This window comes from Mucilaginibacter flavidus (assembly GCF_024055575.1).
GTDB lineage: Bacteria > Bacteroidota > Bacteroidia > Sphingobacteriales > Sphingobacteriaceae > Mucilaginibacter > Mucilaginibacter flavidus.
The window spans coordinates 185,365-208,599 of the sequence record NZ_JAMXOE010000003.1 but is presented as its reverse complement, the minus strand read 5'-3'; the positions used below and the strand labels follow the sequence as shown (position 1 = coordinate 208,599).

18 protein-coding genes are annotated in these 23,235 nt (G+C 43.3%); 8 read left to right on the top strand and 10 right to left on the bottom strand.

The features are described from left to right. The first annotated feature begins 150 nt into the window (after positions 1–150). Positions 151–522 carry a phosphoribosylpyrophosphate synthetase gene (locus NAF19_RS08825; protein WP_252789618.1) on the top strand — a complete coding sequence of 124 codons (372 nt, stop codon included), beginning with the start codon at positions 151–153 and terminating at the stop codon, positions 520–522. Between the two features lie 147 nt (positions 523–669). Here the strand turns inward: NAF19_RS08825 and NAF19_RS08820 are convergent, their stop codons facing one another. Next, positions 670–1,227, bottom strand: coding sequence for a HEAT-like fold family protein (locus NAF19_RS08820; protein WP_252789616.1), 558 nt, complete (start codon positions 1,225–1,227; stop codon positions 670–672). 149 nt (positions 1,228–1,376) lie between these two features. Here NAF19_RS08820 and NAF19_RS08815 point away from each other — a divergent pair, with 149 nt between their 5' ends. From NAF19_RS08815 to guaB, 4 genes are all read left to right on the top strand, one after another. Beyond that, entirely contained in the window at positions 1,377–2,618 is a 1,242-nt protein-coding gene (locus NAF19_RS08815) for a M16 family metallopeptidase (protein ID WP_252789614.1), read from the top strand. Between the two features lie 135 nt (positions 2,619–2,753). Continuing rightward, on the top strand, positions 2,754–4,034 hold the full coding sequence (locus NAF19_RS08810; protein ID WP_252789612.1) for a M16 family metallopeptidase: 1,281 nt from the start codon (positions 2,754–2,756) through the stop codon (positions 4,032–4,034). Positions 4,035–4,214: 180 nt separating this feature from the next. Then, positions 4,215–5,282, top strand: coding sequence for a DNA topoisomerase subunit B (locus NAF19_RS08805; RefSeq protein ID WP_252789611.1), 1,068 nt, complete (start codon positions 4,215–4,217; stop codon positions 5,280–5,282). Between the two features lie 157 nt (positions 5,283–5,439). Further along, positions 5,440–6,909 carry an IMP dehydrogenase gene (guaB, locus tag NAF19_RS08800; protein ID WP_252789609.1) on the top strand — a complete coding sequence of 490 codons (1,470 nt, stop codon included), beginning with the start codon at positions 5,440–5,442 and terminating at the stop codon, positions 6,907–6,909. Between the two features lie 85 nt (positions 6,910–6,994). On the opposite strand, the gene NAF19_RS08795 is transcribed toward guaB, so the two are convergent. Together NAF19_RS08795 and NAF19_RS08790 are read right to left on the bottom strand one after the other, a co-directional pair. After that, positions 6,995–7,843, bottom strand: a complete 849-nt coding sequence (locus tag NAF19_RS08795; protein ID WP_252789607.1) for an ROK family protein — start codon at positions 7,841–7,843, stop codon at positions 6,995–6,997. Between the two features lie 2 nt (positions 7,844–7,845). Beyond that, entirely contained in the window at positions 7,846–9,267 is a 1,422-nt protein-coding gene (locus NAF19_RS08790; RefSeq protein WP_252789604.1) for an MFS transporter, read from the bottom strand. 195 nt (positions 9,268–9,462) lie between these two features. On the opposite strand from NAF19_RS08790, the gene NAF19_RS08785 reads away from it, so the two are divergent. Then, positions 9,463–10,665 carry a DUF763 domain-containing protein gene (locus tag NAF19_RS08785; protein WP_252789602.1) on the top strand — a complete coding sequence of 401 codons (1,203 nt, stop codon included), beginning with the start codon at positions 9,463–9,465 and terminating at the stop codon, positions 10,663–10,665. Between the two features lie 144 nt (positions 10,666–10,809). Continuing rightward, complete coding sequence (locus NAF19_RS30560; protein ID WP_256484252.1) at positions 10,810–10,935, top strand: hypothetical protein; 126 nt, start codon at positions 10,810–10,812, stop codon at positions 10,933–10,935. Positions 10,936–10,955: 20 nt separating this feature from the next. Here the strand turns inward: NAF19_RS30560 and tmk are convergent, their stop codons facing one another. The 3 genes from tmk to NAF19_RS08770 all read right to left on the bottom strand — a co-directional run bounded on the left by tmk (position 10,956) and on the right by NAF19_RS08770 (position 15,011). Then, complete coding sequence (tmk, locus tag NAF19_RS08780; protein WP_252789601.1) at positions 10,956–11,594, bottom strand: dTMP kinase; 639 nt, start codon at positions 11,592–11,594, stop codon at positions 10,956–10,958. Between the two features lie 75 nt (positions 11,595–11,669). Then, entirely contained in the window at positions 11,670–12,197 is a 528-nt protein-coding gene (locus tag NAF19_RS08775; RefSeq protein ID WP_252789598.1) for a DUF4142 domain-containing protein, read from the bottom strand. A gap of 231 nt (positions 12,198–12,428) precedes the next feature. Beyond that, positions 12,429–15,011 (bottom strand): phosphoenolpyruvate carboxylase, encoded by a 2,583-nt coding sequence (locus NAF19_RS08770; RefSeq protein ID WP_252789597.1) that lies wholly within the window; start codon positions 15,009–15,011, stop codon positions 12,429–12,431. Between the two features lie 235 nt (positions 15,012–15,246). Between NAF19_RS08770 and NAF19_RS08765 the strand changes: the two genes are divergently transcribed. Beyond that, positions 15,247–17,391, top strand: coding sequence for an FUSC family membrane protein (locus NAF19_RS08765; protein ID WP_252789595.1), 2,145 nt, complete (start codon positions 15,247–15,249; stop codon positions 17,389–17,391). Between the two features lies 1 nt (position 17,392). Here the strand turns inward: NAF19_RS08765 and NAF19_RS08760 are convergent, their stop codons facing one another. The 4 genes from NAF19_RS08760 to NAF19_RS08745 form a co-directional block, all read right to left on the bottom strand. Next, positions 17,393–18,214 (bottom strand): hypothetical protein, encoded by an 822-nt coding sequence (locus NAF19_RS08760; protein WP_252789593.1) that lies wholly within the window; start codon positions 18,212–18,214, stop codon positions 17,393–17,395. A 6-nt stretch (positions 18,215–18,220) separates the two neighbouring features. Beyond that, entirely contained in the window at positions 18,221–19,567 is a 1,347-nt protein-coding gene (locus NAF19_RS08755; RefSeq protein WP_252789592.1) for a PhoH family protein, read from the bottom strand. Between the two features lie 821 nt (positions 19,568–20,388). Next, positions 20,389–20,850: a DUF4268 domain-containing protein gene (locus NAF19_RS08750; protein ID WP_252789590.1), complete on the bottom strand. Its 462-nt coding sequence runs from the start codon at positions 20,848–20,850 to the stop codon at positions 20,389–20,391. Between the two features lie 174 nt (positions 20,851–21,024). Continuing rightward, a complete protein-coding gene (locus tag NAF19_RS08745; protein ID WP_252789588.1) occupies positions 21,025–23,190 on the bottom strand; it encodes a glycoside hydrolase family 3 protein in 2,166 nt (721 codons plus the stop codon). Between the last annotated feature and the right edge of the window lie 45 nt (positions 23,191–23,235).

The following is a 23,235-nucleotide window of genomic DNA, read 5'->3' as shown; positions in this document are numbered from 1 at the left end:
GGTTTAAAGCGTATTAACAGGGATATGAAGATATTACAATAGCAGGCTTGACTCCTCCAATTGACATCTCTTCAAACAACCACCGCGTTCCGTGGTTATATCATCAGCGCCTTTTTTAGGGGCATCTTTTTACTTAACCAAAGCATGACCATGAAAACATATAATAATTTAGTGGAAGCCACTAACGATTTGATGAAAAGAGGATATACCGAAAACCTTAGCCTTGAGGGCGATACGGTTGACGATAAAGATAAAAACATCCAGATGACGGCGGACGATATAGAGATTGACGAGTTTTACCGCTTTGAGGGTGCCAGCAACCCGTCGGATATGTCCATTGTTTATGCAGTCACCTCAAAAAAGTACGATTTAAAGGGCGTGTTGATTAACGCGTTTGGCACCTATGCCGATAACGCTTCATCGGCCATTGCCGCCAAATTAAACCACGACCAGGTAAGCGATAATTTAAACCGGGCCGATAAACCCGAGGCTGATGCCGAAGCGGGGACGATTGCTAAATAGCCCTGAGTCTAAAGTTTAAAGTCCAGTGTAGTCGGCAAAGCGTTCCATTTTTTATAGTGGAACACCCGGAACGCTATGAAACACACTCATTATCAGGACTTTTAACTTTACGACTTTACCTGTTTTGATTGAATTATGTGGCAGCGCTTAATTAACAAATAACATTGCCAACAATTTCTTACCCCGGGATTGGATTCCCGGCGAGCCATTGCGCATCAGGAACTGGATTTGATTGGCAAGTTCTTCAGCAACCCAATCGTACCGGTGACGCAGGTTAAACAGGGCTTCGGAGGAGAACACTTTTACCGCAATTTTCGCTTTGGGATCAATCATTGAATCGAAACATCGCTCAACTGCGGGCTCAAGGTCAATTGTTTCCAGCTGTCTTTTAATTACCGGATGCATTTTAGGATCAGTCAGATGCATCAATATCTTAATATAATGCCTTTGCGGACCATGATATTTAACCTCTTTGAAACGCGAAAAGAAATATTCCAGCTCAGGCTCATATTTTATCGGGTCGGCAAGTAGCATATTCTCTAATATCCAGCTCGCCCTGAAGGCTATCGTACTGTCAGGGTAAAAGGTAATGTCAATCAGGTCGTGTAACGAAAATTTTTGCTCAGTTAAAATACGCCCGAGCTCCAGTACCTTTGGTTTACCCAGCGTATTTGATATTATTTTAACGAGTTCGCCTTGTGTCATGGGGTAATTTGAAAATTCGGTGATTTGAAAATTTGACGATATGTTATCTTAAAGCCATTTTCAAATCTTCAAATTAAAACAAATTTTCAAATTATATTCACAATCAACAAAAACTCTACATTTGCTATCCGTTAATTGAAAATTTACAAATGGTTAAATTCAACCGATTTACTTTAGATAATGGTTTGCGCGTTTTAGTGCATGAAGACCATACTACCCCTATGGCGGTGCTGAACATTCTTTATGATGTTGGCGCCCGCGACGAAAATCCCGAGCAAACAGGATTTGCACATTTATTTGAGCACCTGATGTTTGGCGGCTCGGTAAATATACCCAGTTATGATGAACCCCTGCAACGTGTAGGCGGCGAAAACAACGCTTTCACCAGCAACGATATCACCAATTATTATATTACCCTGCCATCTTCAAATATCGAGACTGCCTTTTGGCTGGAAAGCGACCGAATGCTTAGCCTTGCCTTTAGCGAAAAAAGCCTGGAAGTACAACGCAATGTGGTAATTGAAGAATTTAAACAGCGCTACCTCAACCAGCCTTACGGCGATGTTTGGCTGAAGCTGCGCCCCATGGTTTATAAAAAGCACCCGTACCAATGGGCTACCATAGGTAAAGAGCTCAAACATATTGAGGATGCAAAAATTGAGGATGTAAAAGCCTTTTTTAAAAAGCATTATACACCCCAAAATGCCATTATGGTTGTAGGCGGTGATATTAATTTGGAACAGGTAAAACAGCTTGCTGAAAAATGGTTTGGGCCAATACCTCCGGGCGAAAAATACGTTCGCAATTTACCGCAGGAGCCTGAACAGCACGACGAGCGCCGTGCAACCGTTACCGCAAAGGTGCCTTTGAACGATGTTTATATTGCCTTTCAAATGGGCGACAGGTTGGACAAAACCTATTACGTGGCAGAGTTGCTGTCCGATATTTTATCGCGTGGCAATTCATCGCGCCTTTACCGCAGCCTGGTAAAAGAAAAACAGATTTTCAGCGAAGTACATGCCTATATGACAGGCAGCCTTGATAAAGGCATGTTTGTATTTGAAGGTAAACCCCTTGAAAACATCAGCATTGAAATGGCAGAGGCTGCAATCTGGGATGAATTGGAGAAGATAAAAACCATCAACATCCCGGCTGACGAGTTAACTAAGGTTCAAAACAAAACGGAGTCGACGATGATATTCTCGGAAATGTCGTTGCTCGATAAGGCCATGAACCTGGCTTCGTTCGAATTGCTGGGCGATGCCGATTTGCTGAACCACGAAACCGGTAAATATTTACAGGTAACCGCTGCGCAAATAAAAGAACTGGCAAATAATTTATTCAGGAAAGATAATTCATCGACGCTGATTTATTTGGCTGAGAAAGTCTGAACCGGGATTTTTCACAATTTAATTTGTTTTAAATTGGTGTTCAAGATAGCTTCGCAGTTAAGCGGATTTGAGGATTTTTCGGATACAGACAAAGTTTTATAACAGGTCACCCCGTTGACCAATGACTACTGACCAATGACCATAGACAGAAAACAAGCCCCGGAATTCAGGGCGATAGATAATATAAATTTGCTGAGGCCTGCGCACCAGGCGCTCGATAACGGCTGCAACGTATTTTGCTTTAACAGCGGCGATCAGGAATTGGTGCGTATTGAATGGATTTTTGCCAACCAGCGCTACAACCCTGAAAAGCCTTTGCTGAACGTAGCGGTGAACACCATGCTCACCGAGGGTACCAACAACATGACCCAGGCGCAAATATCAGACAAGGTTGACTTTTACGGCGCATTTTTACAGGTGGATTACGGATACGATAATTCGCTGGTAACGCTGTACAGCTTGAACAAGCATTTGCAGCATACGCTTCCGGTAATAAAAGATATTCTGACTGATTCTATTTTCCCCGAAAAAGAACTGGCTACCTATATCCGCAATCAGCAGCAAAAGCTACAGGTAAGCCTGCAGAAAAATGATTTTGTTGCGCGCCGTGCCTTCAATAAAGCCTTGTATGGCGATACAGCCTACGGCTTAGGGGCTGACGCTGACACCTTTAAAACGTTAAAACGCGATGACATGCTGGCCCATTTTAAGCAAATGTACCAGCCATCAAACTGCACCATTATTATATCGGGCAAAATTGAGCCGCAAATATTGGAACTGATAACCGATACTTTCGATAAAAGCTGGACAAACCCGGATATTAAACCGGATGCGACCCAGCCCGAAATAAAACCATCAACCGAACATTTTTACTTTACCGAAAAGCCAGATGCTTTGCAATCGGCCATACGCATGGGTTTGCCGGTAATTAACCGTACCCATCCGGATTTCCCGGCACTGCAGGTGCTGAACACCGTGCTGGGCGGCTACTTCGGCTCCAGGCTGATGGCTAATATCCGCGAGGACAAAGGTTACACCTACGGAATTGGGTCGGGCATGAGCTCGCTGAAGCATGCTGGGGCTATGTTTATAGCCACCGAAGTTGGCGCTGATGTTTGCAAAGCTGCAATCGCAGAAATTGAAAAGGAAATAAACCTGCTAAAAAGCGATTTGATACCTGAAGAAGAGCTTTCGCTGGTCCGCAATTACATGCTTGGCTCATTACTGGGCAGTTTGGAAAATGTCTTTTCGCATGCCGATAAATTCAAAAACCTGTACTTCGCCGGGTTGGACTATGATTATTACGACAGATACGTGGAAACCGTAAAAACCATCAGTGCTGAACGGTTGAAAGAGCTGGCAAACGTGTATTTGGATTTTGACGGATTTTATAAGGTGATCGTCGGGAAATATTGATTCAATGATGTGCGAATTTACAGATGTGCAAGTGTGCGGATGTAAAAATAAGAGCCGGGAGAATTTTGGAAATAAGTAATTATTTTTTGAATTATTTCTTCTAAAAGCGCTCCATTTAGTATTAATTTTCGGGTTAAATTGCTTATATTTAACTATTAAAAATGGTTAAAAGCAGCCTCTATGCCTGATACAGATTCTATAAATTCTCCCTACGCGAACGATTCAATAACTCCGATATTTTTTGAAGAAAGCGTCAAAAAAAGACCCGGAATGTATTTTGGTGAGTTAGGCGGTAAAGGTGCGGTTCGTCTTATTAAGGAGTTGATACTGGAGTGCATATTGCTATGCAAATCCGAAAATTCACTATTCACAGTTTCAATAAATACTAACAACAGTTTTTCAATAGAGATTGATGGCAAAGCCAATCTTGAACCGTTTCTTCAAATATTTGACAGCGCGACACCTAGCCCGGATAGACTAACTTACGCCAGAACCGTAACGCCCGTATCTAAAAGACTTGAAATATCAAACGACAAAATTCAAGCGCTTTTCACTAAAGGTCAATGGCAGTTTAATAACTACAAGGATGACAATACCCCTCAAAAGCGCGTAACTATAACCTGCGAAATCGACGAAACGATATTCCGGTATACGAACATAGATTACCTTTATTTAAATCAGGAGTTGATACTTATTCCGATTATAAACCGACAGACGGAGGTCATTATTAGGGACGAACGTACCAAATATCTAAATCAAAGCTACTATAGCATTCCTGAAGGCTTTTATTTTGTTTTTAATAAAATAATAAAATCACTTATTGGCGAACCTCGGTTTCAAATAAAATACGAGGGGAAGGTGGACGAAAATGAATATCAGATTGCCATCGCCGGCTACAAATGGGCGCCATCTGTTACAAGTTTTGCAAATTATATAGACACCGTGTGTCACGGCTCGCTTGTAGACGGGATTATTGAAGGGATTATTTCGGCTTGTAAGAAATATGCTAAGGAAAATAACATTAAGTACTTTAAAGCCACAAGGAAAAGAATTCTCAAAAGTCTCATCATCGTGTGTTCGGTAAAAGGTTCGGAATTTGAGTATGGCGGAAGTACGAAACAAAAGCTTTTATCGAACTCTGTTAAATCTCAGTCGAAAAAGTTGGTTTTTAGCTGGATTTATGGTTGTTTACAAAACGATAAAGAGCTAAGCAACTCGTTTGCGTTCTATTTTGATAAACGGGACTAACTGCCGTTTGAAAGGCAACTTTCCGAAATATCATTATAAGGCCATTTTTAAGTCATCACTTGGCTATCATCTAACAATTCCGCAATCCTACTTCCGAAATCCGAAATAATTTATTAGCTTTGCCCGGCAAATAATAACTCCAAACACATTATTTGCTATGCAATTAGACCCCGAAAAATTTGTCGCTGAAGGATTAACTTACGACGACGTTTTACTCCTCCCCGCCTACTCAGAAGTTTTACCGCGCGATGTTGACACCAGCACCTGGCTCACCAAAAAAATAAGGCTTAATATCCCTGTTATTTCGGCAGCTATGGATACGGTTACCGAATCGGCATTGGCTATTGCCATTGCGCAGGCCGGCGGCATAGGCATCCTGCATAAAAACATGACCGTGGCTGCACAGGCTGATGAGGTGCGTAAAGTAAAACGCTCGGAAAGCGGCATGATACAAGACCCGGTAACTTTGCATGAAGCGGCTACCGTAGCTGATGCGGTAAAAATTATGCGCGAATACCGCATTGGCGGTATCCCTATTGTTGATGGCGCGAACAAGCTAAAAGGCATCATCACCAATCGCGACCTGCGTTTCCAAAAAGAAATGGATCGCCCGGTTAGCGAAGTAATGACCAAAGAGAACCTGGTTGTAGCCCCGCAAGGTACAAACCTGATACAGGCAGAAGAGATTTTACAAAACCACAAAATTGAAAAATTACCGGTTGTCGATGCCGATGGCATTTTACGGGGGTTAATTACATTTAAGGATATACAGAAATTCAAGAACTTCCCAAGTGCTTGTAAGGACGAGTTTGGGCGTTTACGCGTTGGCGCAGCGGTTGGAGTAGCTGCGGATAATATCGACCGCGTAAAGGCCCTGGTTGCTGCCGGTGTTGACGTAATTACAGTTGATACCGCCCACGGCCACTCAAAAGGGGTTATTGACATGGTGAAGAGCGTTAAAGCGCTATTCCCTGATCTGCAGGTAATAGCTGGCAACATAGCCACCGGCGAAGCGGCTATAGCGCTTGCCGATGCGGGTGCTGACGCCGTTAAAGTCGGCATAGGTCCAGGCTCTATATGCACTACCCGTATTGTAGCTGGAGTTGGTGTTCCGCAATTGTTTGCCGTTTACGAATGCGCAAAAGCACTTAAGGGCCGTGGCATACCTGTTATTGCCGATGGCGGCATTAAACAGACCGGCGATATTGTAAAAGCAATAGCTGCGGGCGCCAGCTCAATAATGGCTGGCTCGCTGTTTGCGGGGGTTGAAGAATCACCGGGTGAGACTATTATATACGAAGGCCGTAAGTTTAAATCGTACCGTGGCATGGGTTCAGTAGAGGCGATGGACAAAGGTTCGAAGGACCGTTACTTTCAGGATGAAACCGATGTGGTTACCAAGCTGGTTCCTGAAGGCATAGTTGGACGTGTACCATACAAAGGCAACCTTGCTGAAGTTGTGTATCAATATATTGGCGGTCTGCGTGCAGGTATGCACTATTGCGGTGCAGCTGTAATTGAGGATTTGCAGAAAGCCAAGTTTGTTCGCATAACCGCGGCCGGCATGAGAGAAAGCCATCCGCATGATATTACAATAACTAAGGAAGCGCCGAACTACACGAGGTAGTCCGAAGTCCGGAAAGTCAGTAAAGACCGAAAGACGAAAGCATATTTAGACTTGCGAAGTTTTTTCCTTCGCAAGTTTTTTCGTTTTATAGGGAATCGAAGTATAAACCTGCCGCGCCTAATATCCCGCTGTTTTCCAATTCAGATCCTTCAATTGTTAATCGCTCAACGCTTTTGGGGTAAACCAGCGTACGGATACGCTCCCACATGGTTTTCTCAAAATAATCATACGCCAAATGAACCGAGCCACCTAATATAATCAATGCCGGGTCGTAAGTGTACATTACCAGTTTGATGGCGTTGCCGAGGTGGGTGCCCATTTCGGCATAAAGTTCCAGGGCACGTGCATCGCCGTTTTGAGCATCTTTAAACACCTGCTGGCCATCCAGGCCATATACGTTGTTGAAGAACGACCCACTGCAGTAAAATTCGTAGTTGTTATCAAGGTAATCAACACAGCCAAATTCGCCTGCGCCGCAGTTGGGGCCGGCGTAAAGTTGGTTGTTGATGATGATGCCTGCACCAAGCCCGGTGCCAATGGTAAGGCCAACCATATTTTTTATGCCTTTTGCCTTGCCGAAATAATACTCACCAAGTATAAAACAGTTGGCATCGTTATTTACAAATACAGGTACTTTATATTTATCCTCCAGTATCTGTTTTAGATGCACTTCCTTCCACGATGGTATGTGTACCACATCGTAAACAATGCCAAGTTCCACATCAACCACGCTGGGAACGCCTATGCCGATTGCTTTTACGTCTTTGCCTATCAGCTTATCAACTACAAAATAAACATCCTCCAGCACTTGTTCTTCTGTTCCTTTGGTATTGATGCGGCGTGAAATGATATCGCCCATGGCATCACCTGTAACAACAGCACCGCGAATATTCGTGGCGCCTAAATCGATGCCTATAATTTTTATATTGTCCATGTTTATTTATTAGCGGCCTGTCGTTTCTTAGCAAATAGAGTTGTAATAAAGTAAGGAACAAAAAACCCAAGTGCTCCGACTAGAAGAATCGTGTTTGCATTAAACGCCACCCTATCGACAGATGTTATCTTAGCAAACTTAAAAAGAACAAATTCAGCAATAAGCAAACCTGTAAAGCCAATTATTGCGGCGAGTTTTGATGATGTATTATTGGTAACCAACGGCTTTGCCCAAAAACCGATCGATAACATGTAACCCATTGTAATATACAGGAACATCATACCACCACGTAGACCAATAAAATCGGCCAATCCACCGATAAGCAACTGAACAACAGCTCCGCCGATTATGCCCGTTACCAGGATACCGGCGAATGAGCCATGATGTTCATCAACCGAACTTAGAGCCAGCGAAAAAATAATAGGATACATCACCGACATAAAAAACCCGACAACAGGGAATGCGATTAACGAGACCTGCGTGCTCCCAAATAACCCAAATGACAGGGCAATAATTGCCGGAATGGTAAAAGCTATTAATAGCCTGCGGCTATCCATTATTTTTAACAAAATCAAACCAAATATTCCACCAACCGTCATTAATCCCCAAAAGTACGCCACGGCACTTGCGCCGGTAGTTTCGGGGTCGATTTGGTGATAGCGTTTCAAAAACTCCGACATCCAATAAGATACACCTTGCTCAGTACCTACATAGCAGAATAGCGCGATGAAATACGCTTTAACAACAGGGCGTTTAAACAGCATTACATGCGTTTCCCATGCACCCGCCTTTTCATCGGCAGCCAATTCAACTTTCGGGAATCTTGAAACCAGCATCAGCACAACCATCAACAACGACATGACCACAAAAAGCCAGTAAAGCGATAACCATGGCATATCGGCAGGAACTAGTGGCGCCAGAATAGAAAAAACGCCCGGATGGCTCTTTTTAGCGAGGTTTAAAACCATGTACGAATAAACCAACGGGCTCAGGAAAGAAGCCCCGCCGAAGATTAGCTGGGCCAGCACCGATGTAAAAGCGTAATTTTCTTCGCCGCCGGCCGTGCGCAACAGCGGGTTTATGACTACCTGCAGCATCGCCATACCGCAGCCTATTAAAAATAACGACAGCAGCGCTGTTAGATAGTTAGGTTGTGCAGCCAGCAATAACGAACCCAAAAACGCAACCACAAAAGCAGCCACCATAATGGTTTTCTCGTTATACTTCTGCACCAGCATACTTGATGGGATTGACATTACGCCGTAAGCAATAAAAAATGCAAACGGCAATACCCCCGCCATTAAATCGCTCAATTTAAAATTGGTAATAAATGCCGGGGACAATGGGCCTATGATGTTTGTTATAAACGATATAACAAAAAACGTTAGCATTATGAGCCCTACAATGTAATAACTGCGTTTCATGAGTTTGGTTTAATAGCCGGTTTGGATTGACTTACATATTTAACGCAAAAGTTTAGTAGTTACAAGTTATTAAAACAATTTAAAAAGTTTGGAGTGCGGTTGTAGGGTTTGAAGGACTTATTTAGCCATTAAGTTAAACGAGAAGAAATCGGGCACCTCTTTTAATTTTCCGAATAATTTACTAATTTTGTTAGCATGAAGCGTTCCGGGATTGCGGACTTGCCTTTGCATTATGGCTACGTACCTGTTTGGCTTGCCGAGCGGATGGCAAAGCTGGGACTGGCGGTGGTTGAGAACATTGTGCTTGACTATGGTCGCGACGAGGTTTTGCGTCGCCTGAGCGACCCATTCTGGTTCCAGAGCCTGGGTACAGTAATGGGGATGGACTGGCATTCGTCGGGTATCACCACTTCCGTAATGGGCGCGCTGAAGCGTTCCGTTAACCCGCACAGCAAAGAACTGGGCATTTATATCTGTGGCGGTAAAGGCAACCATTCCCGCCGTACACCCGAGGAGTTGATGAAAGTTAGCGAAACCACCGGGCTCGACGGCAACCACCTGGTAAAATGCAGCAAGCTAAGCGCCAAGGTGGATAATACTGCCATACAAGACGGCTTCCAGCTATACACCCACAATTTTATTTTAAGCAGCAGCGGCAAATGGGCCGTGGTACAGCAAGGCATGAGCGCCGAGAGCAAAACCGCCCGCCGATATCACTGGCATTCAGAACAACTAACGTCGTTTGTTAACAACCCGCACACTTTTATTTACGGGCAAAACACAGGCAGCATTTTAAACATGGCTGATAAACATGCCGACAGCTCGCGCAAAGGCATTATGCAAATTGCCGGCGAAAACCCGGATACTATGCTGAAAGAAATTGGCAAGCTGACCATGCCCGCTCACCATGATGTCAGGGCGAAGGATGTCGACTTAAAAAGGCTTGGCGCGGTACTATGGCTGGCGCACGAGAAACAGCCAAAAGATTTTGAAGGGCTGCTGCAATTGCAGGGGCTTGGGCCGCGCACATTGCAATCGCTGGCATTGGTTAGCGAGGTTATACATGGCACCCCATCTCGGTTTAAAGACCCGGCCCGATTTTCGTTTGCCCATGGCGGTAAGGATGGACACCCCTTTCCGGTTCCTACCAAAGTTTACGACGAAACTATAAGTGTGCTGAAAACAGCTATCCATAAGTCAAAACTAGGCTTAAATGAAAAAAATGAGGCCATAAGGCGTTTAACGCAAGTTGCTCAGCGTGCTGAAGAGAATTTTACACCGAATGCAAATTTTGATAAAGTTATTGAACAAGAAAAGCACAACTCATGGAAGTACGGCGGTCGCACTGTTTTTGGTAAAGCGCAACCGCCTAAGCAACAACAGCTTAAATTATTTTAATTTATAGGGCATTTAATTGTATAAATCATAATAAAAGGTGGTTTTGCTTAATTAGAAACCAAATAAATTTGGAATTGTGCTAATAATTTATAATTTTGAAGAACAGAATGCGTTTGATAGATATAATCATTAAAATTGAACATCATGAAAGGGAATATACTGATAGACTTCTTAGTTAGAAATGGTTTCCTGCCAAACAATAAAAAACCTGTTTTAGCACCTGTGCCTGTTAAGAGTAAATCTCCGCTTCCCGCGCGTAAAGGCAATTAATAGCGTAAATATCACAGCTTTTATTTCTCAGAATTTTCCTGCAGCATGCTTGCCACGTTGTCCCAAATTTCTTTTGATGTATTTTCCGGGCTTTGATTGCCGTTTGCGATAAAGACCTTTTCCTCGTCCTTCAACAAATCAATTATTTTAATGTATTTGTCGCGTACCGCACGCAAATTATCCAGCGTCTCGTAAAGTTCGATGGATGTACGGCCCTTGTTAAGTCGTTCTATGCTTATTTCAGGCGAAATATCTATGTAAATGTTTAGATCGGGGCGCAGCAAACCCGCACTGAGGGAGTTGGCCTTTATCACCCAATCCTGGTCGATATGCGGGCTTTGGTAGGCATATGATGAAAAGTAATACCTGTCGGTGATAACCGTATATCCTTCCGATAACATTTTCAGTATCCCATCTTTTTTGTTCAGGATATGGTTTAACCGGTCGGCCACGAACAGCGCCGCTATGGTCCGGTGGTCGCTGTCGATCCTGTGATTGAACATATCCCTGATCATTTTGCCGGGAGGGCTATCGGTTGGCTCACAGGTAACGTAAACTTTCTGGCCGGCTGCTTCCAGTTTCTCTTTCAATAATTTTACCTGGGTGCTTTTGCCGCTGCCATCTATACCTTCAAAGGCTATAAAAAAGTTTTTCTTCATTAAATAGTTGTATGCGCCCAAATATACAGCCTTGCAAAAGAAATCCTTGATTTTATCAGCAGCGAAGTGACAAATTTATTTCAAGCCTACACAAATAGCATTTGCCGAATCTAAATGCATTTTAATAGTGGGCAGATTTTGCGATGCAACTTTTTTTATTTTGCTATCAGTGTTTGCCGTAGCACTGGTAAATAGTTTTACAGCACCCTCGTGGTCAACCACAATCATTTGCAGGTAGGCTTTGTCAAATTCGGCCCCTTTTTTCTTCTCGAGGTCGTTTAACTGTACCTGATGTGCGGGGCTGATACTGTCGGCTTCAGTTATCTTTTTATCTGCTTTGAGCTTTTCCAGGTCGTCGCCAAATTGTGTATGGTCGTCTATTATCATTTTTGCCAGGCTGATAACCCGATGATTATTTGATTTGGTGATAACCATACCCGATGCTTTTATTTCCATAAGCCCACCCTCGATACCATTTTTTATAAATGCGATACCATCCTGGTCGTCGTTTATTTGGTTGTAGTTCTTCCCTTTTTTATCCTGGCAACCCTGTGCAAAAAACAGGAATATCATTCCCGCAGCCAGGTAAATTAAGTTCTTCATTAATGGTGGTTAGCTTATATGCTTACGAATATAACAATTAAACTCACAAGAGGTTTGAGCATAAGGATGATTGTGAGGAATATCATTTAAGTCGGGAAAAGTCCGGAAAGTCCGAAATTCAGTAATGACAAAAAGCAAGCAGGCCTGGAAGTAAAAAGTCCGAAAGCCAGTTTGCTCAACACAAAACCATCTTTCGGACTTTACTGACTTTCCCGGCTCTTTGGACTGCCGCTAGGCTAAGTTTCGCCCGGCATTTACTATACCGTAAACTGTACGAATTACCAGTTTGTTGTAAATTTTGGTTAACTCCTCGTCCTGGCAATCATTTAAACATTGTAGGGCATAATGCTGCATAATTACCAGCGGCAATACTATTTTTTCGCGTATGGCGATCGATTTGCGCTCCACGGGGTATTCCTGCATCAAAACTGTGCTACCGGTTAGTTCGAGCAGCATTGCTTTAGTCAGTTCAAATTCGTCCTTCAGCATTTTCCAGAATGCGCCGAATTTTTTGTCCTTCTCCAAATAAGCTGTCACCCTGAAATCGGACTTGGACATTGACATGGTACAGTTATCAACCATTGTCTTAAAAAACCCCGAACGGCTGTATAGGTCTTTAATCTCTTCCCAATGCCCGCTGTCTTTCATTTTATTTAGCGCCGTACCTACACCATAAAAACCCGGAATGCTTTGTTTTAGCTGGCTCCATGAAGTTACAAAGCTGATGGCGCGCAAATCTTCCAGCTTTAGCTGGGCATCTGTATTACGCTTGGTTGGCCGGCTGCTGATATTGATGTGCGACAACAATTTCAGCGGACTAAACTTCTCCAGATATTCCACAAACAATGGATGCTGGCGCAGATCGAGGAACATTTTATAACTTTCATCGGCCATTTTTGCTATCAACTCTTTATGGCGGGTATCCAGCAAATCGTTACGATTGGGGTGCAGGGCTGATATAATGCCTGCGTTTATCAACTGTTCCATATTGAAACGCGCAGTCTCAACCGAGCCATATTGCGAACTTACGGTTTGGCCCTGTATCGTAAGCTGTATATGCTGATTTTCAATTTCGGTGCCCATTGAGGCATAAAACCGGTGTGTTTTACCCCCTCCCCGTGCCGGCGGTCCGCCACGGCCATCAAAAAAGGCCAAATCGATGCCATACTTACGGGCCATTGAGGTAAGTTCAACTTTGGCTTTGTAAATAGACCAGTTGGCCATCAGGTAACCGCCATCCTTGGTGCTGTCTGAAAAGCCAAGCATAATGGTTTGCAGGTTACCCCTTTTTTTCAAGTGTTCCTTATAAAATGGATGCGTGTACAAACTCTCCATAACGCCTGCTGCATGGGTAAGATCGTTTACGGTTTCAAAAAGCGGCATAAAGTCGACAGTAAGGCCATCTTTATCCCAGCCGCTCCACAAAAACAAATCAATCAGCTGCAAAATATCCGATGCTTGCTGACAATTGCTGATGATAAAACGCTGGCAGGCCTTCTCGCCATTAGTATGCTGAATTTGCTTCATCAGCCTGATGGTATTCAGCGTATCGGCAATTAGAAAATCAGCGTCAGCCGGGCAATGGAAATCAACTTTATTAAATGTTAATTGTTCAAGTTTTTCTGCTTCATCCAACTTTTCGTAGCCATCAATTATGCCGGTTTCCGCTTTACGATGTTCGGTAACGTAGTTGAATACTTTTCTAAGTACGCGGCTGTCCTGCCTTATATCAAGTGTGGCAAAATAACAGCCAAATAAGCGTACCTTTTTAATCAAGTCGTCAACAACTTTAACAAAAAGGCTATCGTGATCGGCAATAAGGGTTTGCCTTATAGCATATAGCGTATCTAGTATTTCGGGGGCAACGTTTTTGGGGTCCTGCTTACTGTAGGCATTGTCGTAAACCAGTTTTTCAAGCGTCACCATAAATTTCTCGACGCCGCGGAAAGTTATCCTGCGCTTCAGCACCCTGAAATCGCGGTAGTACGCCCGGAAAACCCGTTGCCTTAAAAACGCAGCTACAGATTTTGTGCTATCTGCAGTTACATTTGGGTTGCCGTCGCGGTCGCCACCAGGCCAAAAGCCCATTTCAAGCAACTGGTTAACGCGGTGGGTATCCAGCTCAAACTCGTCCTCTAATTTGGTTTGTATGCCCGAAACAGCGTGGTAAAAAATATTTTCCAAAAACCAGGCCAGGCTCACAGCTTCATCAAATGGGGTCGGAGATTTTTTATTAAAGAACGGCGTTTTGCCCAGTTGTTGTAACAAAACGTCAATAGTGTTGATGTCGTTTGTTTTGAGGGCTTCAATCAAATCCGTCATGATGCCCAAAACCGACCCGGGATAAAACTGGGTTGGATGCGCAGTAAGCACCAATCGTAACGTGAAGTCGTCTAATTTTTTCGCGATGTTGGTGCGCTGCTGCTCGCTAACCGATGCCTGTTGCAACAAGCTTTGCATGGTACCGGTTTCGTCTTCACGACCTATTTTGCTGAATGACGAATCTTCAATGGCATCAAACAAAACCACCTGGCGTTCAATATATTGAATAAACCTGAACATGCGATTTATCTGCTCGCGATGATCAATATCCGGAACGTATTTTTTAAAGAACGACTCAATAATTTCTGATGGAGACAACTGCTTATTTGCTTCTTTTTCGCAATGGGAGCTAAAAAAAGGCAGCAAAATACCCGTATCTTTTACCTGGTAAAAGGGCAGGGTTTGAAATAAGCTGTTATATAACTCAAAACGGGTTACAACTTCGTTGTTAAAAGCTGTTTCTCTTTGGCTGAGTTTTAACGTAGATGGCATAAAGCAGTCGAATAAAAAGTTTAGTAGTACAGGTTTGCAACAATTGGTACTGGTAAATGATTCAGCAACCGGGCATTTCATAGCAGGGGCTGAATTTCAAATTCAAGGCTAAAAATAGGAAATAATGAGTAATTAATAATGGTTATGTGTTATTAATGCCATTTTTATTAAAATAAGTCGTTATAATTTAATTTTTGTAAATTTGCAGGCCTGTTTAAGCCCCAAAAAAACATTTATGAAAACAGACTTCAGGGAAATAAAAAGCTTTTTTTACAGCCAGTATTTTTCTGACGGTATCCGAATGTCGATAGGCATCCTGTTTCCATCTCTGTTACTGATGCAATTTAACCATTTCGACACAGGGATTACCATGAGTTTGGGCGCGCTTTGCATTTGCACCATCGACAGCCCGGGGCCGCTTTATCACAAACGCAATTCAATGGCCATCGGCAATTTATGCCTGTTTGTTGTGGCGGTTATCACCGGTTTTGCCCGGCTAAATGTTTTTACGCTGGGACTGGAAATTACCGTCTTTTCCTTCCTGTTCTCCATGTTTATCGTATACGGCAACCGCGCGGCGTCAGTAGGCACCTGCGCCTTACTGATTATGATATTTATGATGGATAAAGATGCTAAACCCAACGAAGTTCTAAACATAAGTCTTATTGTTTTGGCAGGCGGCGTTTGGTATTTAATATTCAGCCTGATATTCTTTGGCATAAGGCCCTACCGGGCTGCTCAACAAACCCTGGGCGAAAACATTGCAGACATAGCACGATTTATTCGCATTAAGGCCGATTTCTACCTTTCGGATACTGACATCGACGAAAACTACCGCAAGCTGGTGTCGCAGCAAATAAAGGTTAGCCAGCACCAGGATGCCGTGCGCGAAATACTATTTAAAAGCCGGATAATGGCAAAGGAGTCGACCAACCCGAGCCGGGTTTTGGTTTTAACTTTTGTGGATTTGGTGGACATGTATGAGCAGATCATGGCTACCAGCTACGACTATAATCGTATCCGCGAAAAATTTGGGCCTACCGGGGTGTTAAAGCAAATAGCTGACCTTTTGCAGGAAATGGGCGACGAACTTGATAAAATTGCTTACATGGTGCTGTCAAACACCCGCAGCAAACACAAACCCGATTTTAATACAGGGCTTGAAAAGCTAAAACTACGGATCGATGAAATTGGTGCCGGCGACCAGGCGGTAAGCAACATCGCACTAAAAAAAATACTGATAAACCTGCGCGACTTAAACGAGCGGATTAAAAGCATTTTCGGCTATTACAACTCCAAATCGTACGAGGCACTGCAGGAAAAAAATGATAATTACGAATACTCCAAATTTGTAACACACCAGGATTACGCGCCACATATATTTTTCGATAACCTGTCGCTTAGCTCGGCGACGTTTAAGCATGCCTTGCGGGTGTCCCTGGTATGTTTAATCGGCTTTACTACGGCAAAATTTATTGCGCTTGGCCATCACAGTTATTGGGTGCTGCTCACTATCATCGTTATTTTAAAGCCCGGCTTCAGCCTGTCCAAACAACGCAATTACCAGCGCCTTATCGGCACCATCGCAGGCGGGGTTATAGGTATTGCTATTTTACTTTTTATCCCCAATAAAACTGTTGAGTTTATATTACTGGTAGTTTTAATGATTGGCACCTATAGTTTTTTACGGTTGAATTACGTGGTGAGTGTGATATTGATGACGCCTTATGTGCTGATACTTTTTAAGTTTTTAGGTGTGGGTCAGGTGGTGGAAGAGCGAATTATCGACACCGTTATTGGTTCTACTATTGCGTTTATTGCGAGCTATCTTATTTTCCCGAGCTGGGAGTTTGAATTAATACAAGAGAACCTCGCCGATGTGTTGCATGCCAACACCAGGTACCTGGCAAAAATTGCCGAAAGCATTTTAGGTAAGGACGTTACCCCCACCGAGTACAAATTAACCCGAAAGGACGTGTACGTAAAATCGGCCAACCTTTCGGCCGCCTTTGAGCGGATGACTTCTGAGCCGAAGAGCAAGCAACGGAAGGTTAAAGACGTGCACAAGTTTGTGGTACTTAACCATATTCTGTCTTCTTACATTGCCACCATCGCATCTGCTGTAACAACTAAAGCTATCCATAAATCAGCAGCAGAGAACCTAAAATTGCTTAAACGCAGCATTGCGGTGCTGAATGATTCGAACAAAAAACTTGGGGGACTGGTGACGGAGGTTGGTTCATCAAAAACTTTTATTGCTAATCCTGAAAATGAGCCGAAAGCAGTTTCAGCAGATGATTTATTGCTAAAAGACCAATTAGGGTTTATTAATAAGATTAGTACCGATATAGCGAGGGTGACGGAGAGTATTGTGAATTAGTTCATTCATAGTAAGTAATTTCTCTTTTGACAATGTCTTTAATTACAACATTTCCATTTATTTTGCTTTTTTCTCTGAAATCATCTATCATTAATAGCCAGTTCCCTTGTGTATCAATATTGCTATACGAAAAAGTATGCCCGGAGATCAATTTATTATTTGAGTCATAAATTTGAAATTTTCGTTCATTGCCATCCAGGCTACATGTCACAATTCGACTTCCTTTTCTAATAACCTTCGGCAAATATTTTATTTCATATTCGTTAGTCATTTGATTCTGTTCATTGTAAACATAGGTGTTGACATAGCCAGGTCTATCCTTAGACGCATCTCCAGGTCGATACGAATCTGCTTCTATTCTATTGTTTCTGTTATCGTATTTATAAATAAATTTGAAGTTATATACTGCGTTTTCTAATAGCTGCGTCCAACCTAAATAAGTACCTTCCTCTATTACGTTGCCGTTTTTATCATAGATAGAAATATATTTCGCCATTAAATCTCCCCTGTTATCGTACATGGTCTGTATTATTTTTTTGGGGTCTGTATTGTCAAAAACCATTTTGCCAATCAAGCCCCCTTTTCTATCAAAATTAGACTCATCCGTTTTATCCCCATTTTCATTAAAGTTTTCAACCGTTTTTTCGGGGTATTTTAACGAATCAAGATTTATATCTTCCCTGACACTATGATAAGAATATTCAATAACCTTTTTTACGCGTCCTTTTAATTTAGGCTCGGTGTCAGCATCTATTGCCGCCTGGGCATTTACAATTTGAGGGATAAAACAACTTAGAAGAACAAATAGGATAAAATTTTTCATAGTGATTTACAATAATTCCGTCGCCAAATTAGCCAACTCACTCCGCTCCCCTTTCTGCAGCGTAATATGCGCATACAGCGGGTGCCCCTTCGCCTTATCAATTAAATAAGAAAGCCCGTTACTTTCTGCATCCAAATACGGAGTATCGATCTGGTAAATATCGCCGGTAAAAACGAATTTGCTGTTTTCTCCTGCGCGGGATATAATGGTTTTCACTTCGTGCGGGGTAAGGTTTTGGGCCTCGTCAACAATAAAAAATATCTTGCTTAGGGTACGGCCGCGGATAAAAGCCAGCGGGGCAATGGCTATTTTATCGTTCGCTACCAACTCGTCAATTTTGGCCTGCATTTTTTCGTCGTCAGCAAAACTGTCCTTAATAAATTTAAGGTTATCCCAGATTGGCGCCATGTAGGGATCTATTTTCGATTTGATATCGCCCGGCAAAAAGCCGATGTCCTTATTGCTCAGCGGAACTATTGGACGGGTAACATATATCTGGCGGTAATATTTGCGTTGCTCCAATGCGCTTGCAAGGGCCAGCAAGGTTTTGCCGGTGCCTGCGTTGCCCTGTATGGTTACCAGCTTAATATCGGGATGTAATAGGGCATGGATAGCAAACGACTGCTCAATGTTCTTAGGAAAAATATTAAATACAGGCTGCTCGGTAATTTTCTCCAGCTGGCCAGTTTGCGAATTATAAAACCCCGGTGTCGCTCCTTTTTTGCCGTTTAATATATAAAAATGATTATGCGGTTGCATATCAAAATCTTCGCCGGGCAAGCTTTCAGTTTTATTTAGCTGGTTAATTAGTTTTTCGGAGACCTTATTTAAAGTGGTCTCTCCGGTATACAGTTCATCCAGGTTTTTAATTTTGCCGGTTTCGTAATCTTCGGCATGCAGGTTCAGCGCCTTGGCTTTTAGGCGCAGGCAGATGTCTTTTGATACCAGCACCACCTTTTTATCAGGGTTTTCGTCCTGCAGGCCCAAAGCAGCATTGAGTATGCGGTGGTCGGTTTTATCCGAACCAAATACTTCCGTAGCGTCGGTTTGCGCCGCTACGGTATCGATAATTACTTTAAAATTGCCTTTGCTTTTGCCGTTTATGGGACGCCATTCGTTTATTAAATGGTTTTGCGAGATATCGTCCATCAGCCTGATAAAGCTGCGGGCCTCGAAGTTGCGGGTGTCATTCCCGCTTTTCATGTTATCCAATTCCTCCAGCACCTGTATAGGTATGGCTACATCGTGCTCCTGGAAATTTTCGAAGGCGTTGTGGTCGTACAAGATTACCGAGGTATCTAAAACAAATATTTTTGGCCTTCCGTTGCTCTTGCTTTTGCCTTCCTTGCTCATGTCCTGCTAAATTAGCCATTTTCAGCCTGCCAGAAAAATGGAAATTCAATTCGCCAGGAAAAAAATGCTATAAAAACGAAAACGGAAGCGTCCTCTTGCGATTCTTCTTCCGTTCTCTGACTCTGCGCTCGACCGTAGTCTCCTGCAAAGCACCAAGTGTTGTGTATATTGACCGACTGCTATTCTGTTGTCCTTGCGGACATTGATCCTTTCAGTACATTAGCGGTTACTGCTTTTCTCCGTAAAAAATTGCAACTCCTCTCTAATACCTCTTTTTATGACCCTTCATTTTCAGTGGCTTGCGCCGTTTCATTTTCCGGTAATCCAGGCACTTCCGTGATCTTTAGCTCCCCCGAAGGTTCGCCCGATTCAATTCTGTAATCCTGTAAGGTTGTCAAAGTACGTCGTTCTTGATGATTCTAAGATAGTAGTGTGGGCGATATCTGTCAAGAGTTTTTTTTATTTTTTGTTAACATGTTTTTAACAATTTTATACCATAGCTATATTGATTGATGCATAGATAATTGAAGCGGATTTAGGCTTATTTATTGGGGTTATTAACATATTGGTTATTCACATCGAATAACCAAATACCCAATTTTTGAAAAGACGAAAATTCTTAAAATTGATTTTTTTTGAAAATTTCTTGTTAAAAGCGGGTGAAATAATGGTTAAAAAACAGTGATTTGGAACAATTTGGGTGGTAAGATTTAACCGCAGAGATGCAAAGAACGCACGGAGGACACTGAGCCTGTCAATACTCTGTTTTTTTATCTCTGTGCTCGCTGAGTTTTCCCTCCGTGCCTCCGTGGTTAAAAATTCTACTTCAAAGCATGAAACCCATACTTAACGTCATTCCAAAACTCATCCAATGCAATTATGCGGGGCTTGAAAAAAGATATCAATTCCGGCCAGTCGTTTTTGTTGAAGATATTTACGCCATCTATTTGTTTAAATATACGGCTGGTGGTTTTGCCGTACTCGTCTGTGGTATGCAATTGCCACTCCCAGGTTTCGCCGAGGGCGGCGTTTAGAATGTTTTTGTACTCCTTAAACTGTTCAAAAAACAATTCCTGTATTCCTGGATCTGAATGAGTTAGTTCTATGGCAATCGACGCGCTGCGCTTATCGGCCTGCATTTTAAAGTAAACATGCTTGATGCCGGTTTTATAATTTACCCAATTTACTTTTAAGCCTTCGGCAGACGGGTGCGGCGATACGTACTGCCCAAAGGCCGTCCAGAATTGCTGTTTTAGCTGCGATGCTTCGTCTTTGCTGTACATTTTTGAGAGTCAAACTTTTTGTCATTCTGAGCACAGCGAAGAACTATCTCTTGAGCGCAGCGAAAAATCTTATAAGAACGATAAGTGTACGCCGGACAAGTCGCCTCCATACCTATCAAACGTTAATATCGCACGTCGAAGATTCTTCGCTATCGCTCAGAATGACAAAGGGAGTTATTTGTTAATTGTGAACGGCAGCACAAGCTTTTCATCCTGCGAGTTGCTGCCTAATACCAGTTTATAGCTACCGGGATATACTTTCCAGCCATGTGATGTCATATCCCATTTTTGCAGCTCTTTTACGGCTATTTTCAGGGTGATGGTTTGCTCATTCCCTTTACTTACAGTAACCCGTTTAAAACCCTTTAGCTCTTTTACCGGCATACGGTCAATTTGCGGATATTGGATATAAGCCTGCACCACGTCATCGCCATCCATAGCGCCGGTATTTTTTACCTGTACATTTACGCTAATGGTATCGGTTGATTTATAACCATGTTTAATTTCATTTTTAAGCGAATAAGCAAACGAAGTATAGCTTAAGCCAAAGCCAAACGGGAATTGCACCGGGCCGGTATAATAGCGGTAAGTGCGGCCTTTCATGCTATAGTCTTTATAATCGGGCACGTTGCTTAAGGCTTTGTAGAAAGTTAAAGGCAGGTGGCCGGATGGCGACACATCTCCGAAAACAACATCTGCCAATGCATTGCCACCCTGCTCTCCGGGATACCAGGCAAGGATGATGGCATCAGCATAAGGAGCAACAGCATCTATATCAACATCACTTCCGGCGGTTATCACAGCTACGATGGGCTTATTTTTAACCGATTTCCGAAGTTCCTTCATAAAAGCTATTTCGCTGGCGGGCAGGCTTAAGTTTTTGCGGTCGCCGCCTGTTTCGGATAAAAACGCGTCACCTGCCTCACCTTCCAATACGGGTGAAAGACCGATTACTGCAATAGTGGCATCGGCGTTACCAGCGGCCCAGGTGCCGCCAAAGTGGACGGTATCTTTATAATCCGAACCCTGATCGTATTCAACCCGGGTCCCCGGGCCAACCGCAGCAGTAATGCCTTCTACAAAATTTACCACCTTGCTGCTGGTGCCGTGGTAGTTGGCTACCATGGCATCCAATGAGGCGGCATTAGGACCAAGCACCATAATGCTGCTGTAACTGGCTTTTTTAAGCGGTAAAACGTTATTATCATTTTTCAATAACACCATGCTTTGCTGTGCAGATTTGCGGGCGAGCGCAACGTGGGCTGCGTTGTGAACACTGTCTGCCCCGTAACCATAATATGGCGAAGCCGCGGCATCGTCATAAAAACCGAGTTTAATTTCGGTGCGGAGCAAAGCTGCCAGGGCGCCATCAATTTCATTTTCGGTAAGGAGGCCTTTTTGCACAGCTTTAATAGCGTCGTTTTGTAAAACAGTTGAGCAGTCCAGATCAATCCCCGCTTTTATGGCTGCGGCGGCTGTTTCAACCGGACCGGGCAACGATTTATGGGTGGAGTAAACGTCATCCAGCGCGCCGCAGTCGGTAACTACATGCCCCTTAAAGCCCCATTCTTTCCGCAATACATCTGTCAGCAAAAATTTATTGATAGAATTTGGCGTACCGTTTACCTTATTATAAGCACTCATTACCGATTCAACCCCGCCGTCGACAAGTGCGTGAAAGGCATACAGGTAGGTTTCGCGCAAATCTTTTTCATCTACCCGGGCGTCGAAATAATCGCGGGTCGCTTCGGGGCCGCTGTGAACAGCAAAGTGTTTGGCAGTGGCCGATGCTTTTAAATGGTTAGGGTCGTTACCCTGCAGGCCCTGCACAAATGCAGTGCCCATCGTGCCGGTCAGGTACGGGTCTTCCCCATAAGTTTCCTGTCCCCTGCCCCAGCGTGGGTCGCGGAAGATGTTAATATTTGGTGTCCAGAAGGTCAAGCCCATGTATTGCAGGTGCCTGTCTTTTGCTATCGCGAGGTTGTATTTTGCGCGGGCTTCGGTTGATATTGCGGTCGATACCTGGTGCAGCAAATCATCATTAAACGTAGCTGCCATTCCTATTGCTTGCGGAAAAATGGTGGCCTCCCCCGCCCTTGCTACGCCATGCAGGGCCTCGTTCCACCAATTGTAGGCGGGAATACCCAAACGGGGTACAGCTTTGCTGTTATAACCAAGCAATGAAACCTTTTCTTCGAGGGTCAGGCGCGAGAGCAAATCATTTACGCGGGCATCGATTGATTTTGAGGCGTCTCTGTAGGCTGGTTTATCCTGGGCGGATATGATGTTTGACGATATTAATAATATAAACAGTACGTATTTGAATGTATGTTTTCCCATGTTTTGCGAGGGTTGGTAATGAGGGGTTAAACATAGGGAGAAAAA

What these genes read in the sequence shown, in the direction of transcription:
- NAF19_RS08750 (WP_252789590.1), bottom strand. Translation starts at nt 20,850, where the DNA reads ATGTACAGCAAAGACGAAGCATCGCAGCTAAAACAGCAATTCTGGACG.
- NAF19_RS08820 (WP_252789616.1), bottom strand. Translation starts at nt 1,227, where the DNA reads ATGACACAAGGCGAACTCGTTAAAATAATATCAAATACGCTGGGTAAA.
- NAF19_RS08775 (WP_252789598.1), bottom strand. Translation starts at nt 12,197, where the DNA reads ATGAAGAACTTAATTTACCTGGCTGCGGGAATGATATTCCTGTTTTTT.
- NAF19_RS08755 (WP_252789592.1), bottom strand. Translation starts at nt 19,567, where the DNA reads ATGAGCAAGGAAGGCAAAAGCAAGAGCAACGGAAGGCCAAAAATATTT.
- NAF19_RS08785 (WP_252789602.1), top strand. Translation starts at nt 9,463, where the DNA reads ATGAAGCGTTCCGGGATTGCGGACTTGCCTTTGCATTATGGCTACGTA.
- NAF19_RS08770 (WP_252789597.1), bottom strand. Translation starts at nt 15,011, where the DNA reads ATGCCATCTACGTTAAAACTCAGCCAAAGAGAAACAGCTTTTAACAAC.
- NAF19_RS08815 (WP_252789614.1), top strand. Translation starts at nt 1,377, where the DNA reads ATGGTTAAATTCAACCGATTTACTTTAGATAATGGTTTGCGCGTTTTA.
- NAF19_RS08790 (WP_252789604.1), bottom strand. Translation starts at nt 9,267, where the DNA reads ATGAAACGCAGTTATTACATTGTAGGGCTCATAATGCTAACGTTTTTT.
- NAF19_RS08810 (WP_252789612.1), top strand. Translation starts at nt 2,754, where the DNA reads ATGACCATAGACAGAAAACAAGCCCCGGAATTCAGGGCGATAGATAAT.
- NAF19_RS08795 (WP_252789607.1), bottom strand. Translation starts at nt 7,843, where the DNA reads ATGGACAATATAAAAATTATAGGCATCGATTTAGGCGCCACGAATATT.
- tmk (WP_252789601.1), bottom strand. Translation starts at nt 11,594, where the DNA reads ATGAAGAAAAACTTTTTTATAGCCTTTGAAGGTATAGATGGCAGCGGC.
- NAF19_RS08805 (WP_252789611.1), top strand. Translation starts at nt 4,215, where the DNA reads ATGCCTGATACAGATTCTATAAATTCTCCCTACGCGAACGATTCAATA.
- NAF19_RS08825 (WP_252789618.1), top strand. Translation starts at nt 151, where the DNA reads ATGAAAACATATAATAATTTAGTGGAAGCCACTAACGATTTGATGAAA.
- guaB (WP_252789609.1), top strand. Translation starts at nt 5,440, where the DNA reads ATGCAATTAGACCCCGAAAAATTTGTCGCTGAAGGATTAACTTACGAC.
- NAF19_RS30560 (WP_256484252.1), top strand. Translation starts at nt 10,810, where the DNA reads ATGAAAGGGAATATACTGATAGACTTCTTAGTTAGAAATGGTTTCCTG.
- NAF19_RS08760 (WP_252789593.1), bottom strand. Translation starts at nt 18,214, where the DNA reads ATGAAAAATTTTATCCTATTTGTTCTTCTAAGTTGTTTTATCCCTCAA.
- NAF19_RS08745 (WP_252789588.1), bottom strand. Translation starts at nt 23,190, where the DNA reads ATGGGAAAACATACATTCAAATACGTACTGTTTATATTATTAATATCG.
- NAF19_RS08765 (WP_252789595.1), top strand. Translation starts at nt 15,247, where the DNA reads ATGAAAACAGACTTCAGGGAAATAAAAAGCTTTTTTTACAGCCAGTAT.